Annotated in this window: 13 protein-coding genes and 1 pseudogene; 11 read left to right on the plus strand and 3 right to left on the minus strand. The window is 69.1% G+C overall.

Going from position 1 to position 13,920, the window contains the following annotated elements:
- Positions 1–56: 56 nt before the first annotated feature.
- Positions 57–254 (minus strand): YdcH family protein, encoded by a 198-nt coding sequence (locus N0B51_RS10885; RefSeq protein ID WP_259962380.1) that lies wholly within the window; start codon positions 252–254, stop codon positions 57–59.
- A 187-nt stretch (positions 255–441) separates the two neighbouring features.
- Between N0B51_RS10885 and N0B51_RS10890 the strand changes: the two genes are divergently transcribed.
- From N0B51_RS10890 to tilS, 5 genes are all read left to right on the plus strand, one after another.
- Positions 442–600, plus strand: coding sequence for a YdcH family protein (locus N0B51_RS10890; RefSeq protein ID WP_311201840.1), 159 nt, complete (start codon positions 442–444; stop codon positions 598–600).
- A 171-nt stretch (positions 601–771) separates the two neighbouring features.
- Positions 772–3,039: a phosphoenolpyruvate--protein phosphotransferase gene (ptsP, locus tag N0B51_RS10895; RefSeq protein WP_259962381.1), complete on the plus strand. Its 2,268-nt coding sequence runs from the start codon at positions 772–774 to the stop codon at positions 3,037–3,039.
- A gap of 141 nt (positions 3,040–3,180) precedes the next feature.
- Positions 3,181–4,056, plus strand: coding sequence for a helix-turn-helix domain-containing protein (locus N0B51_RS10900; RefSeq protein ID WP_259962382.1), 876 nt, complete (start codon positions 3,181–3,183; stop codon positions 4,054–4,056).
- Between the two features lie 141 nt (positions 4,057–4,197).
- Positions 4,198–5,160 carry a tetratricopeptide repeat protein gene (locus tag N0B51_RS10905; protein ID WP_259962383.1) on the plus strand — a complete coding sequence of 321 codons (963 nt, stop codon included), beginning with the start codon at positions 4,198–4,200 and terminating at the stop codon, positions 5,158–5,160.
- An 82-nt stretch (positions 5,161–5,242) separates the two neighbouring features.
- Positions 5,243–6,154: a tRNA lysidine(34) synthetase TilS gene (gene tilS, locus N0B51_RS10910; protein WP_259962610.1), complete on the plus strand. Its 912-nt coding sequence runs from the start codon at positions 5,243–5,245 to the stop codon at positions 6,152–6,154.
- A gap of 18 nt (positions 6,155–6,172) precedes the next feature.
- Here the strand turns inward: tilS and N0B51_RS10915 are convergent, their stop codons facing one another.
- Positions 6,173–6,841 (minus strand): L,D-transpeptidase family protein, encoded by a 669-nt coding sequence (locus tag N0B51_RS10915; RefSeq protein WP_259962384.1) that lies wholly within the window; start codon positions 6,839–6,841, stop codon positions 6,173–6,175.
- Between the two features lie 82 nt (positions 6,842–6,923).
- On the minus strand, positions 6,924–7,724 hold the full coding sequence (locus N0B51_RS10920; protein WP_259962386.1) for a transglutaminase-like domain-containing protein: 801 nt from the start codon (positions 7,722–7,724) through the stop codon (positions 6,924–6,926).
- Between the two features lie 91 nt (positions 7,725–7,815).
- Here N0B51_RS10920 and N0B51_RS10925 point away from each other — a divergent pair.
- The 6 genes and pseudogenes from N0B51_RS10925 to glk form a co-directional block, all read left to right on the plus strand.
- Positions 7,816–8,277, plus strand: a pseudogene (locus tag N0B51_RS10925) (MaoC family dehydratase); the annotation flags it as partial.
- A complete protein-coding gene (locus N0B51_RS10930) occupies positions 8,274–9,158 on the plus strand; it encodes an HpcH/HpaI aldolase/citrate lyase family protein (RefSeq protein WP_259962388.1) in 885 nt (294 codons plus the stop codon). The pseudogene N0B51_RS10925 and the gene N0B51_RS10930, both read left to right, overlap by 4 nt.
- Positions 9,155–9,571: a secondary thiamine-phosphate synthase enzyme YjbQ gene (locus N0B51_RS10935; protein WP_259962390.1), complete on the plus strand. Its 417-nt coding sequence runs from the start codon at positions 9,155–9,157 to the stop codon at positions 9,569–9,571. Before N0B51_RS10930 ends, N0B51_RS10935 begins: the two co-directional genes overlap by 4 nt.
- Positions 9,572–9,653: 82 nt before the next feature.
- Positions 9,654–11,114: a glucose-6-phosphate dehydrogenase gene (gene zwf / locus N0B51_RS10940; protein WP_259962391.1), complete on the plus strand. Its 1,461-nt coding sequence runs from the start codon at positions 9,654–9,656 to the stop codon at positions 11,112–11,114.
- A complete protein-coding gene (gene edd, locus N0B51_RS10945) occupies positions 11,107–12,912 on the plus strand; it encodes a phosphogluconate dehydratase (RefSeq protein ID WP_259962393.1) in 1,806 nt (601 codons plus the stop codon). Before zwf ends, edd begins: the two co-directional genes overlap by 8 nt.
- Complete coding sequence (gene glk, locus N0B51_RS10950) at positions 12,912–13,907, plus strand: glucokinase (RefSeq protein ID WP_259962395.1); 996 nt, start codon at positions 12,912–12,914, stop codon at positions 13,905–13,907. The genes edd and glk overlap by 1 nt, the downstream gene beginning before the upstream one ends.
- The last annotated feature ends 13 nt before the right edge of the window (positions 13,908–13,920 follow it).

Raw genomic sequence — 13,920 nt, forward strand, 5'->3', positions numbered from 1 at the left:
CCGGCTTAACCGAACAATCCTGCGGCTTTTTCAAGGCGTCCCGTAGTGGAACGGTTTTACGCGATGATATCGGGCAGCAGCTGGTCCTCGACGATCGCGATCTGGTCGCGCAGGCGCAGCTTGCGTTTCTTCAGCCGGGCGATCTGCAACTGGTCCGTCGAACCGCTGGCGGTCAGGGCGTCGATCGCCGCGTCGAGATCGCGATGCTCGGTACGCAGCATGGCCAGCAGCTTCTTGAGTTCCTGCTCGGTCACCGCCGGTTGGCCTCCCCTGCGACAAGGTCCACAATCGCCTCGTCGCGCGTTTCTATGCAGCCCGTCGATTAGGCATTCGTGAGGGGTTCGCAAGGCATGATCGATGTGGTTCTATAGTCCCATCGGCGGCCTCGTGCCCCCATACGGCACGAGTCGCCTCCGGGTCGCCACCTGAAAGGAGACGCAGATGCTGTCATCGTCCCACGCCAATGCTCTGGAATCCAAGCACGCCAGCCTCGAGGCGCGCCTGCACGAAGAGATGAACCGGCCTCAGCCGGATGCGGCGACGGTCCAGCAACTCAAGCGCGCCAAGCTCAAGATCAAGGAAGAGCTGAACGCGATTTGATCGCCCGAACAGGATTGCTTCGCTTGCCCTAGGGAGGGTGGCGCGCACTGGTCGCCCAGGCGGGTCGACCGTGCGCATCATAGCATCCGGGGGCCGGGTGGCCGGACCGTCCGGCCCATTTTCGGCTGGGCCATTGCCAGTTCACGGCGCTCACCCTACTCGGTTCAAAGCATGACTGCCGCCGCCGCCGCCCGCACGATCCTCACCCGCCTGCACGAGGTGATGGCATCGCGGCTCCATCCGCAGGGCAAGCTCGACCAGGTCGTCCAGATCATCGGCGAGAGCCTCGATAGCGAGGTCTGCTCGATCTATCTCCTGCGCGAAGGGATGCTCGAGCTTTTCGCCACCCGCGGGCTGGAACAGAGCGCGGTCCACGTCACCCGTCTCGCAATAGGCGAGGGCCTAAACGGCATCATCGCCGAGCATATCGAGACGCTGAACCTGGCCGAGGCGGCCGCGCACCCCGACTTTGCCTATCGCCCCGAAACGGGCGAAGAGAAGTTCCACTCGTTCGCCGGGGTGCCGATCGTCTACCGCGAGCGTGCCGTGGGTACCCTGTGCGTCCAGCACGCCGATCCGCGGCGTTACGAGGACGTCGAGATCGAGGCGCTGCAGACCGTCGCGATGGTCCTCAGCGAACTGATTGCGCACGCCGGCCTGGTCGACGAGGAATCGAGCACGCTGGGCGAGGCGCTGACCGGTCCGCAGGTGGTGACCGGGCTCACCCTGGTGAAGGGGATCGCCGGCGGCATCGCTACCTTCCACCAGCCACGGGTGCACATCGACCATGTCGTCGCGGAGGACACCGAGGCCGAGCGCCAGCGGGTCTACCGTGCCTTCGACAAGATGCGCGACCAGATCGAGGCGATGGCGAGCCAGGCGGAGTTCGGAACCGGCGGCGAGCACGACGACATCCTCGAGACGTACAAGATGTTCGCCTACGACGAGGGGTGGGGGCGACGGATCAACGAGGCGATCGATTCCGGCCTCACCGCCGAAGCGGCGATCGAGCGCGTCCAGCAGCGCACCCGGATGCGGATGCGCGAGATCGACGACCCGCTGCTCGCCGACCGGATGCACGACCTGGAAGACCTGTCGAACCGCCTCCTGCGGATCGTTTCGGGCCAGCTCGGCACCGCGGCGACCCAGGGCCTCAAGCGCGACACGATCCTGATCGCCCGCAATCTCGGCCCCGCCGAGCTGCTCGAATACGACCGCCGCCGGCTGAAGGGCGTGCTGCTCGAGGAAGGCTCGCTCACCGCGCACGTCGTGATCGTGGCGCGGGCGATGGGCGTGCCGGTGCTGGGACGCGCGCAGGGCCTGCGCGGCGTGGTGCGCGAGGGAGACGAGATCCTGCTCGATGCCGACAAGGGCATCGCGCACGTCCGCCCGAACCAGCAGACGCAGGACCTGTTCGCCGAACGCTTCGCGCAGACGCGGCAGAAGCAGGCCGCCTACGCCGAACTGCGCGATGTCGAGCCGTTCACCCGCTGCGGCACCCGCATCCAGGTCATGATCAACGCGGGCCTGCGCGACGACATCGCCGCGCTCAGCCTCGTCGGCGCCGATGGCATCGGGCTGTTCCGGACCGAGTTCCAGTTCCTTGTTTCGGCGACCCTGCCGCAGCGCGAGCGGCAGACCCGCCTGTACAAGGACGTGCTCGAGGCTGCCGGCGACAAGCCGGTGATCTTCCGAACGGTCGATATCGGCGGCGACAAGGCGGTGCCCTATCTCGATTCCGAATCGGCCGACGGTGACGAGAACCCGGCGATGGGCTGGCGCGCGCTGCGCCTGGGGCTCGAACGCGAAGGGCTGATGAAGGCGCAGGCGCGCGCACTGCTTGAAGCGGCGGCGGGCAAGCCGCTCTACGTGATGTTCCCGATGGTGTCCGAACCCTGGGAGTTCGATGCCGCGAAGGAGGTGTTCGACCAGCAGCTCGTCTGGCTGAAAGGCCAGAAGAAGCTGTTGCCCGACCAGATCCGCTACGGCGCGATGCTCGAGGTGCCGGCGCTTGCCGAGGCGCTCGACCTGCTGTTGCCGCGGGTCAGTTTCATCTCGGTCGGAACCAACGACCTCACCCAGTTCCTGTTCGCTGCCGACCGCGCGAATCCCAAGCTTGCCGAGCGATACGACTGGCTGAGTCCGGCGATCCTGCGGTTCTTGCGGCGGATCGTGCAGGGGACCGTGGGATCGGGCGTCGAGCTCGGGATATGCGGCGAGATGGGCGGGCGCCGGCTCGAGGCCCTGGCGCTGCTGGGGATCGGCTTCCGCCGTCTTTCGATCACCCCCGTCGCGGTCGGCCCGATCAAGGATCTCGTGCGCAAGGTCGACCTTGCCGAGATCACCGCCGCGATGACCGCCTGGCTGTCATCCCCCCCGCTCTCGCTGCGCGACGAACTGTCGGCCTGGGCCGAGGCCCGCGGCATCGAGGTGGACTGATTTCACCGGGCTGATTTCGTCGTGCGCGGGGCGCGCTTCATCGCTGGCCCGCGGACGCTTTCGCGTCGGAAAGCTTGACAGTTGTCCGGCACGTCTCTTGAGTCGCCCGCGGGGGCGGTAGGAACTAATTCGGGACGCCGCATGGAAATGGAAACGGGTTCGCTCGACGAACAGCTGCCGCTGCACGGCGTCGGCGACAAGCTGCGCATGGCGCGCGAGGAAGCCGGGATGACGCTCGCGCAGCTCGCGGCCGAAACGCGCATCCCGCAGCGCCATCTCGAGGTGATCGAAGCGGGCGACTGGAACGAGCTTCCGGCGCGCACCTACGCCACCGGCTTCGCGCGCACATATGCCAAGGCGGTCGGGCTCGACCCGCGCAAGACGGTCGACGAGGTCCGCGCCGAGCTTGCCGCGAGCGAGCCGGGCGACAGGATGCGGGGCAGCGGGTTCGAACCCGGGGATCCCGCGCGGGTGCCGTCGCGGGGACTGGCGCTGTTCAGCCTCTTCGCGGTGATCGTCCTGCTGGTCGGAGGGTTCATGTTCTATACCCGGGTCCTGGCGCCCGGCGCCGGGCCCGGTTCGCTGCTCGACCAGCAGCGCGCGGCCGAGCGCCAGGCCGCGGCGGCCGTGCCGGCCGCATCGGCACCCCCGGTTGCCGCGCCGACAGGCGGCCCGGTAATCTTCACCGCGCTCGAGGAGGGGGTCTGGGTCAAGTTCTACGATGCCAGCGGGAGCCAGCTGATGCAGAAGCAGATGGCAAAGGGCGAAACCTACACCGTCCCCGCCGACGCGGACGGGCCTCAGGTCTGGACCGGACGGCCCGACGCCTTCGCGATCACCGTCGGCGGCCGCCCGGTCCCCAAGCTTGCCGATACCGACACGGTGATGAAGGACGTGCCGGTGACCGCCGAGGCGCTGCTGGCGCGCACGTCGGATGCCGCGCCGCGCGCGAGCGGGCCGGTGACGAGCGCGACGGCGAGCGCCACGGCGGGAGCGCAGGACACGGCGGGGACCTGATCGCTGTCCCCACCTTTGCGGCGGCGCTCGCTCGACAAGGCGGAGCGCGCGGAATTAACCTTGCGGCCACGTTCATCGGCGGTTCGACCGCCGCGGGCGAGATGGCCTGAAGACGACATGCAGACGACGGGAACAGGTTTGATGGGGAACACGACGCTTCGCGCTCTGGCCGCGCCGCTGGCGCTTCTGGCGATGGCCGGAGGCGCCGCCGCTCCGGCGTTCGCGCAGGACGCAAATACCGAAGCGCGGCTGAAGAAGGCCGAGGCCGAAATCCGCGCATTGCAGCGCAAGGTTTTCCCGGGCGGTGACGGCAAGTATTTCGAGCCGCAGATTTCGCCCGCGCAGCCGACCGGCACGACGGCCACCGGCGCGCCGTCGACCACCGCGGTGACCGACATCCTCGCCCGGCTGGATGCGATGGAATCGCAGATCGCCCGGCTCACCTCGCAGACCGAGGAGAACACCAACGCCATCCGCCAGATGGGCACGCGGCTGGCCGCGCTCGAGGTCACGGCCGGCGCGGCGGCGTCCGCGGACAGGCCCGCGGCGGCCGACGCCAATCTGTCGGCGATGACCGGCGGTGCCTCGCGCCCGACCCCCGCGCCGGCGGCAAGCAAGCCCGCGCCCACCCCCTCTCCTCCGGCGGCGCGTCCGGCGGGGCCGACCGCCGAGCGGCTGGCCGCGGTGCAGGCGATCGCCAAGCCGCAGACCGACGATCCGGGCGACGACGAATACAGCTACGGCTTCCGGCTGTGGGACGCGGGGTTCTTCCCCGAGGCGCAGCAGCAGCTGTCGCTGTTCGTCGAGAAATACCCGCGCCATTCGCGGATCAGCTATGGCCGCAATCTCCTGGGACGCGCCTACCTCGACGACGGCAAGGCCAAGGAAGCCGCGCCCTGGTTCCTCAAGAACTACCAGACCGACAAGCAGGGTGCCCGCGCGCCCGACAGCCTGCTCTATCTGGCCGAGACGATGATGGCGATGAAGGATACCAAGCGCGCCTGCATCGCGCTTGCCGAGTTCGCCGAGACCTATCCGGCGATCGCGTCGGGCCGCCTCAGGAGCCAGTACGAAGCCGACCGGGCGAAGGTGAAGTGCAATTGATACGGACGTCGCTCCCGAACTGACTGCACGCTTTCTCGCCGATCTCGCGCGGCTCTGGCCCGGGATCGGCGGCGGCGGACGCATCGGCGCCGCGGTGTCGGGCGGACCCGACAGTCTCGCGCTGCTCCTGCTTGCGAACGCAGTGCTGCCCGGCCGGGTGATCGCCGCGACGATCGACCACGGACTGCGCCCGGAAAGCGCGCAGGAAGCGGCGTTCGCAAGTGCCGTATGCGGGCGGCTCGGGATCGATCACGAGGTCGTGCGGGTGGCGGTGACGCCGGGCAACGTCCAGGACCGTGCCCGGGCGGCGCGGTATGACGCGCTGTTCCGCTCGTTCGGCAGCCGTGGCTGCGATGTCGTGGCGACCGCCCACCACGCCGACGACCAGGCAGAAACCGTGCTGATGCGCCTCGCGCGGGGCAGCGGCCTTGCCGGCCTTGCCGGCATTCGCGAACGGCGCGTCGAGATCGCCGGAGAACCCCCCGGCGAATTCCTGTTGCTGCGGCCGCTCCTGCATTGGCGGCGGGCCGAACTGGCCGATGTCATCGCGCGGGCCGGGATCGATCCGGTGCGCGATCCCTCGAACGCGGACGCGCGGTTCGATCGCGTCCGCATCCGCGCACAGCTTGCCGCGCTCCCTGACCTCGACCCGCTGGCGATCGCCCGCAGCGCCGACCTGCTGCAGCAGGCCGAGGCGGTCGTCGAGACAGCCGTCGCCCGCGCGATCGAAGCCAGCGTCCATCGCGAGGGCGGGCGGACCTGGTTCCACTTCGGCCATCCGCGCATGATCGAAGTCGAGGCGGTGACCGCGATCCTGCGGGATCTCGGCGCCGATGCGCCCCGCTCGGCGGTCGCGAGGCTGATCGACCAGCTCAACGGCGACGGTCACGCGACACTGGCGGGGATCATGGTCCGGCGCGCGTGGCACCGGACAGGAGAGCGAAGCGAAGTCGACGCGTGGCTGTTCGAGCGCGAACCGCCGCGCCGCGGCTGATGCCGGATCGCCCGGATTTCAGACGATCTTGTCGCCCATCCCGATCGTTTCGCCGCGGGTGATCACCACCCGGTCGCCCGGCTTGGCGATCGCGAAGATCTTCGACACGAACGCGTCGGGTCCGGAAATGCAGCCGTGGCTTGCATAGCCGTTCTCGACCACGCTGCCGCCGTGGATGGCGACCCCGTCGCGGGTCAGGAACATCGACCAGGGCATCGGTGCGTTGTCGTACTTTTCCGAAACGTTGTGGCGCTGCTTGAACAGGATCGGGAACGTGCCGAGCGGGGTCGGATACTCGTCGGTCCCGATGAGCACGGCCGCCGCGCCGATTTCGTAGCCGCCCTTGAACACCGACAGGACCCGCGCGTCGAGGTCGACGGTCATGACGAGCGGTCCGTCGGGTACGCCCTTGTCGTCCCAGTGCCATTCGCCGTACTTGATCGGCCCGTCGATCGGCAGGATGCGCTTGACGGTGAAGCGGGTGTCGGCCGCGGCCGTAGGGGGCGCCTTGCCCGCCTCCGCAGCAGGTCCCGCCGCAGCCTTGGACTTTGCGGCCGGTACGACCTTTGCGGACGCGGAGCGGTCGGTTGCACTGCGCCCGACGGCGCCTGTCGCAAGTGCAGCCCCGCCGAGGCCGAGCAGCACCGCGGCCACCCCTCCGCCCAGCCATTTCAGTATCGAATCCATCGCCCGTTCATGCCGCCAACCGGCGCCGGGTTCCACCCCTGTCGGCCCCGCGTCCCCCCGCGGGACGCAGCCGCGGGAAAGATTAACCCGCGCGGGTGACGGTCACCGACTTGTCGCCGAAATGCGAGGGGCCGAAGCTGGTGAGGAAGCTGACGTCGGCTGCGTCGCGGCCGACCCCGATCTTCACCGTCTCACCCGGCGTCGCCATGCCGGTCGCATCGACGATGTACCACGCGCCGCCTCCAGGCGTGGTGCGGTCGGCAAGGAAAACCTCGGCCACGGCATGGAAATCGGGCGGTTCGACGCCCGGCGCGAAGCACGAGACGTAGCGCGCCGGAATCGTCGACGCGCGCGCCAGGGTAATAAGGACGTGCGCATAGTCGCGGCAGATGCCGCGCCGCTCGACGAAGCTGTCGAGCGCGGTCGTGGTCGGCGTGCTGCTGCCCGGCTCGTAAGTGAAGTGCTGCGCGATCCAGTCGTGGATCGCGACGATCCGGTCGCCGCCGCTGGTGCCGCCGAATTCGTCCTCGGCGAACGATTGCAGCCGGTCGGCCGGGCAATAGCGCGAATCGAGCAGGTATTCGAGCGGATCGCCGGGCAGGTCGTGCGGGGCGAGCTGCTCGAGGCCAGCGAGCTCGGGCGCGAGCCGGTTCACGTCGACCGTGGCTTCGTAGGCCACCTCGAAGCGGCCCTCCGCATGCACCAGGATGCGCTCTCCGATCGCCTCGTGCGCGGGCACGCGGACGCAATCGTCGCCGCAGGTCATGCTCGTGCGGGCGGATCGGATCGCCTGTTCGGGTATGGCCGCCGCCTCGAACTGGAGGATCAGGTCGGTCGGCGCGTCGAGCCGGAAATCGAATCGCGTGGAGATGGATATGGTCATGGTGTGGCCCGAACGGTTCGCGGTCGCGACGGTTTCAGCCGCGCCCCCTGTCATTTGAAGGTTCGCCGCGCTAGTCGCTTGCGCGACAGAGGAGAAGCCTATGCCGGGCCTGTGGTTCGATGAATTATCCGTGGGGCAGACTTTCGATCACCCGATCCGCCGGACGGTGACCGAAACCGACAACCTGCTGTTCACGACGCTGAGCCACAACCCCGCCGCGCTGCACCTCGATGCCGAGGCGATGAAGGACAGCGAATATGGCCGGATCCTCGTCAATTCGTGCTTCACGCTGTCGCTGATGGTCGGCGTATCGGTCGGCGACACGACGCTGGGCACCGCGATCGCCAACCTTGGCTGGGACGAGGTGCGTTTTCCGGCGCCCGTGTTCGTGGGCGACACGCTGCGGATCGAGACCGAGGTGATCGACCTGCGCGAGAGCAAGTCGCGACCCAATGCCGGGATCGTGACCTTCGCCCACCGCGCCTACAACCAGGACGGGAAACTCGTCGCCCAGTGCAAGCGCAGCGGGCTCCAGCGGAAGAAACCGGCATGACCCTGCGCAGCCTTCTCTTCATCCCCGGCGACAGCGACAAGAAGCTGGCAAAGGTGGCCGGATGCGGCGCCGACGCGGTGATCCTCGACCTCGAAGATTCGGTCGCGCCCGCGGCCAAGCCGGCGGCGCGCGACAAGGTCGCCGAGTTCCTCCACGGCTTCGACCGGGATGCGCAGGGCGCACCGGCGCTGTGGGTGCGGATCAACCCGCTGGACAGCGGGCTTGCGGAAACCGACCTCGCCGCCGTCGTCCCGGTGCGGCCGGACGGGATCATGCTGCCCAAGCCCGACGGGCCGGCCGACTGCGCGAAACTGTCGGACCTGCTCGATCACATGGAACTCGCCCACGGCGTCACGCCCGGATCGATTGGTGTGATCCCTGTAGCGAGCGAGACCGCGATCGCGCCGTTCCGGCTGGGCGAATACGCCACCGCCGACCTGCCGCGGCTGCGCGGGATCACCTGGGGGGCGGAGGATCTGGCCGCCGCGCTGGGGGCGACCGGAAATCGCGGGCCGGACGGTGAGTTCCTGTTCACATTCCGCTTGGTCCGCTCGCTCGCGCTGATGGCGGCGCACGCGGCGGGCGTCCCCGCGATCGAGACGCTCCACGCTGACTTCCGCGACGAAGCGGGACTCGCCGCGAGCAGCCGTCAGGCGTTTTCCGAGGGCTTTTCGGGCCGGCTCGCGATCCATCCCGCCCAGGTCGCACCGATCAACGCGGCGTTCACGCCAAGCGCCGAGGAAGTCGCCTTCGCCCGCCGCGTGGTCGCCGCCTTCGCGGCTGAGCCCGGTGCCGGGGTCGTCGGCCTCGACGGCAGGATGCTCGACATCCCGCATCTCAAGGCTGCCAAGCGGACGCTTTCGCTCGTCGGCGAAGAATGAGGGTCGAACACGGCCAGCTGGCGATCGAGACCCCGGGCGCGGGCCTCACCGACATCACCGCGCAGGCCGCCTCGTGGCTCGCCGCGACGCGGCTCGTCGCCGGCACCCTGACGCTGTTCTGCCGCCACACGAGCGCCGGACTGCTGATCAGCGAGAACGCCGACCCCGCCGTCCGGCGCGATCTCCTGCGGTGGCTGGGCCGCATCGCGCCCGAAGGTGACCATTACGAACACGATTGCGAAGGGCCAGACGACATGCCCGCGCATATCAAGGCGATGCTGACCGGAAGCGCGCTGACAGTCCCCTTTGCCGGCGGTCGGATGCTGCTCGGCACCTGGCAGGCGATCTACCTTGCCGAGCACCGGGCGCGGAACCATCGGCGGGAGATCGCCGTAACCGCCATGGGCGCATGAATAAGTATGCCCGCGCTATCCTCGCCGCCGCCGCATCGCTAGGCAAAACCCACGAACTTTCGTCGATCGCCCCTGGAGCGCAATGACCGAAGCCCGAACCAGCGCCGACTTTACCGCCGACAGGCTGCTCCTGTTCGGCGCGACCGGCGATCTTGCCCAGCGAATGCTGCTGCCGTCGCTGTGCGGGCTTGCGCACGACGGACTGCTGGCGCCCGACCTGCGGATCGTCGGGACCGCCCGCAGCGAGATGAGCGACGCCGAATTCCGCGATTTCGCGCGCAAGGCACTCGAGACATACCTGCCCCCCAACCGCCGGGGCGGGATCGCGGAATTCCTCAACCGGCTGACATACCAGGCGCTCGACGCTTCGACTGTCGAGGGCTTCGATGCGCTGGCCGCGAAGGTCGGCAAGCCCGACAGGGGGCTGGCGATCTTCCTGTCGACCGCGCCGAGCCTGTTCGAGCCGACGATCGCCGGCCTCCAGGCGGCGGGACTGACCGGGCCCGAGGTGCGGATCGGCCTTGAGAAACCGCTCGGCACTGACCTCGAATCGAGCTGCGAGATCAACGACGCGGTCGCCGCCGCGTTCAGCGAGGACCGGATCTTCCGGATCGATCACTACCTCGGCAAGGAGACGGTGCAGAACCTCCTCGCGCTGCGTTTTGCCAACGTGATGTTCGAGCCGATCTGGAACGCCAACTACATCGACCACGTCCAGATCACGGTGGCCGAGACGGTCGGCCTCGAAAGCCGGGTCGCCTACTACGACGACAGCGGCGCGCTGCGCGACATGGTGCAGAACCACATGCTCCAGCTGCTCGCGCTCACCTGCATGGAGCCGCCGACGAGCTTCGACGCCACCGCGGTGCGCGACGAGAAGGTCAAGGTGCTGCGCTCGCTGCGCCCGGTCGGTGACGGCGAGACGGTGACGGGCCAGTATCGCGCCGGCGCCGTCGACGGTAAGGCCGTGCCCGGTTACGACGAGGAACTGGGCAAGGATTCGGACACCGAAACCTTCGTCGCGATCAAGGCCCACGTCGACAACTGGCGCTGGAAGGGCGTGCCGTTCTACCTGAGGACGGGCAAGCGCCTGCCCGAACGGGTGACGGAGATCGTCGTCCAGTTTCGCTGCATTCCGTTCTCGATCTTCGAGGGGAGGGGCGCGAAGACCGTCCCCAATCGGCTCGTCATCGGCATCCAGCCCGAAGAGAACATCTCGCTTCGCCTGATGGCCAAGGTGCCCGGCCTCGACCGCGAGGGGCTGCGCCTGCGCCCGGTGCCGCTCGACATCTCGATGCCCGACGCCTTCGCCGGTGCGGTCAAGCGGATCGCCTACGAGCGGCTGCTGCTCGACCTCGTCGAAGGCGACCAGACGCTGTTCGTCCGCCGCGACGAGGTCGAGGCGCAGTGGGAATGGGTCGACGCGATCCGCGCCGGGTGGACCGAAGCCGGCGTGCAGCCGCGCACCTATACCGCCGGGTCGTGGGGGCCGAGCGCGGCGATCGCCCTCGCCGAACGCGATGGGGTAAGCTGGCATGAGTAACCTTCACGACACCATTCACCGCGTCACCCAGCGGATCGTCGCCAACAGCCGCGACAGCCGACGGCGCTATCTCGACCTGATGGACCGCGAGCGCGATCGCGCGCCCGACCGCAATTCGCTGGGCTGCTCGAATCTCGCGCACGGATTCGCCGCCGCGCTCGAGGACCAGCCCGCGATCAAGAGCGGGCGCGGGCCGAACCTCGCGATCGTCACCGCCTACAACGACATGCTCTCGGCGCATCAGCCCTATGGCGCCTACCCGCCGCAGATGAAGGTCTGGGCGCGCGAGGTCGGGGCGACCTGCCAGGTCGCCGGCGGCACCCCGGCGATGTGCGACGGGGTGACGCAGGGGCAGGACGGCATGGAGCTGTCGCTGTTCAGCCGCGACGCGATCGCGCTCGCGACGGCGATCGCGATGAGCCACGCGATGTACGACGGCATGGCGCTGCTCGGCATCTGCGACAAGATCGTGCCCGGCCTCGTCATGGGGGCCTTGCGCTTCGGCCACCTGCCGGGCGTGTTCGTCCCCAGCGGCCCGATGCCGACCGGGATCGCCAACAAGCAGAAGCAGAAGGTCCGCCAGCTATATGCCGAGGGCAAGGCGACCCGCGCCGAGTTGCTCGAAAGCGAGAGCGCGAGCTATCATTCGCCGGGCACCTGCACCTTCTACGGCACCGCAAACTCCAACCAGATGATGATGGAGATGATGGGGCTCCACGTCCCCGGCGCCGCCTTCGTGCCGCCCGGCACGCCGCTGCGGCAGGCACTGACTCGCGCGGCGGTGCACCGGCTGGCCGAGGTCGCCGACGATCCCGCATTCGCGATGGCGAAGACCTGCGACGAGAAGGCCTTCGTCAACGCCGTCGTCGGCCTGCTCGCGACGGGCGGCTCGACCAACCACGCGATTCACCTGCCGGCGATGGCCCGGGCGGCGGGAATCGCGATCGACTGGAACGACATGTCGGAGTTGAGCGGCGCGGTCCCGCTGATCGCGCGGGTCTATCCCAACGGGTCGGGCGACGTGAACCACTTCCAGGCCGCCGGCGGCATGGGGTACGTCATCGGCGAACTGCTCGAGGCGGGCCTCGGCCACCGCGACATCCGCACGATCTGGGGCGGCGACCTTTCCGACTACGCGAAGGAGCCCTGGCTCGACGGCGAGACGCTCGCCTGGCGCGAGGTCGGGGCGAGCGGAGACGACACGATGCTGCGCCCGGCCAGCGCGCCCTTTCAGCCCGACGGCGGGATGCGGCTGGTGGAGGGCAACCTGGGCCGCGCCTGCTTCAAGACGAGCGCGGTCGAGGAGGAGCGCTGGACGATCGAGGCCCCGTGCCGCGTGTTCGACAGCCAGCGCGCCGTCGCCGAGGCCTTTGCCCAGGGCGAGCTCGACCGCGACGTGGTGGTCGTGGTGCGGTTCCAGGGGCCGCGCGCGAACGGGATGCCCGAACTCCACAAGCTGACCCCGCCGCTGGGCGTGCTGCAGGACCGCGGGTACAAGGTCGCACTGGTGACCGACGGGCGGATGAGCGGCGCGAGCGGCAAGGTGCCCGCGGCGATCCACTGCACCCCCGAGGCGCTCGGCGGAGGCCCGCTCGCCCGCCTGCGCGACGGCGACGTGGTAAAGCTCTGCGCGAACACCGGCGCGCTCTCGACAGATGCCGACCTGTCGGCCCGCGCGCCGGCAGCGATGGGCGAGGACGAGCACGGCATGGGCCGCGAACTCTACGCCATGTTCCGCTTGGGCGCCGACAGCGCCGAGCGCGGCGCGAGCGCGATGCTGGCAGCGGGAGGACTCTGATGGCGAAGAAGGCGAGCGAACTCGTCGCGGTCGACATCGGCGGCACCCACGCCCGGTTCGCGATCGCCACGATGGCGAAGGACGGTTCGATCACGCTCGGCGAACCCGAGACACTCCACACCGAGGACCACGCGAGCTTCCAGACCGCATGGGAGGATTTCCGCGAGCGGCAGGGCGGCACCTTGCCCGGTGCCGTCAGCATGGCGATCGCGGGTCCGGTGGGGGGCGAGGTGATCCGCTTCACCAACAACCCGTGGATCATCCGCCCCGCGCTCGTGCGCGAAAAGCTCGGCGTCGAACGCTATACCATCGTCAACGACTTCGAGGCGGTGGCGCACGCCGTCGCCCGCGCGCCGGACGAGCAGTTCGTGCATCTGACCGGGCCCGAGGGTCCGCTGCCCGCGACCGGCCGGCTGACGGTGCTGGGACCCGGTACGGGGCTTGGCGTCGCGCACCTCTACCGCGAGCCCGACGGCACCTACCGCGTCTCCGCGACCGAGGGCGGGCACGTCGACTTCGCCCCGCTCGACCAGATCGAGGACGCGATCCTCGCCCGGCTGCGCAAGCGCCACACCCGCGTGTCGGCCGAGCGCGTGGTCTCGGGTCCGGCAATCTCGGACATCTACCAGACGCTCGCCGCGCTCGAGGGGCGGGCGGTCCACGAGGAGGACGACATCGCGATCTGGACCCGGGGAATGGACGGGTCCGACAGCCTGGCGGCCGCAGCGGTTGACCGGTTCTGCATGTCGCTCGGCTCGGTGGCGGGCGACATGGCGCTCGCCCACGGGGCCAAGGGCGTCGTCATCGCCGGGGGATTGGGATACCGCATCCGCGACACGCTGCTGAAGTCCGCCTTTGCCGAGCGGTTCCGCGCCAAGGGCCGCTTTGCCGAGATGATGGCGGGCATTCCCGTCAAGCTGATCGTTCACCCCCAGCCCGGCCTGTTCGGGGCCGCAGCCGCATTCACCTCAGAGTATCCGGGGAAGCGCAAGTGAGAGACATTGCAGC

Source organism: Tsuneonella litorea, assembly GCF_025154015.1.
Classification (GTDB): Bacteria; Pseudomonadota; Alphaproteobacteria; order Sphingomonadales; family Sphingomonadaceae; genus Tsuneonella; species Tsuneonella litorea.

Bases quoted from the DNA above. Each gene is read 5' to 3' on its own strand.
- edd (WP_259962393.1), top strand. From the start codon at position 11,107: ATGAGTAACCTTCACGACACCATTCACCGCGTCACCCAGCGGATCGTC.
- N0B51_RS10890 (WP_311201840.1), top strand. From the start codon at position 442: ATGCTGTCATCGTCCCACGCCAATGCTCTGGAATCCAAGCACGCCAGC.
- N0B51_RS10920 (WP_259962386.1), bottom strand. From the start codon at position 7,724: ATGACCATATCCATCTCCACGCGATTCGATTTCCGGCTCGACGCGCCG.
- N0B51_RS10930 (WP_259962388.1), top strand. From the start codon at position 8,274: ATGACCCTGCGCAGCCTTCTCTTCATCCCCGGCGACAGCGACAAGAAG.
- ptsP (WP_259962381.1), top strand. From the start codon at position 772: ATGACTGCCGCCGCCGCCGCCCGCACGATCCTCACCCGCCTGCACGAG.
- N0B51_RS10900 (WP_259962382.1), top strand. From the start codon at position 3,181: ATGGAAATGGAAACGGGTTCGCTCGACGAACAGCTGCCGCTGCACGGC.
- N0B51_RS10935 (WP_259962390.1), top strand. From the start codon at position 9,155: ATGAGGGTCGAACACGGCCAGCTGGCGATCGAGACCCCGGGCGCGGGC.
- N0B51_RS10915 (WP_259962384.1), bottom strand. From the start codon at position 6,841: ATGGATTCGATACTGAAATGGCTGGGCGGAGGGGTGGCCGCGGTGCTG.
- glk (WP_259962395.1), top strand. From the start codon at position 12,912: ATGGCGAAGAAGGCGAGCGAACTCGTCGCGGTCGACATCGGCGGCACC.
- N0B51_RS10905 (WP_259962383.1), top strand. From the start codon at position 4,198: ATGGGGAACACGACGCTTCGCGCTCTGGCCGCGCCGCTGGCGCTTCTG.
- zwf (WP_259962391.1), top strand. From the start codon at position 9,654: ATGACCGAAGCCCGAACCAGCGCCGACTTTACCGCCGACAGGCTGCTC.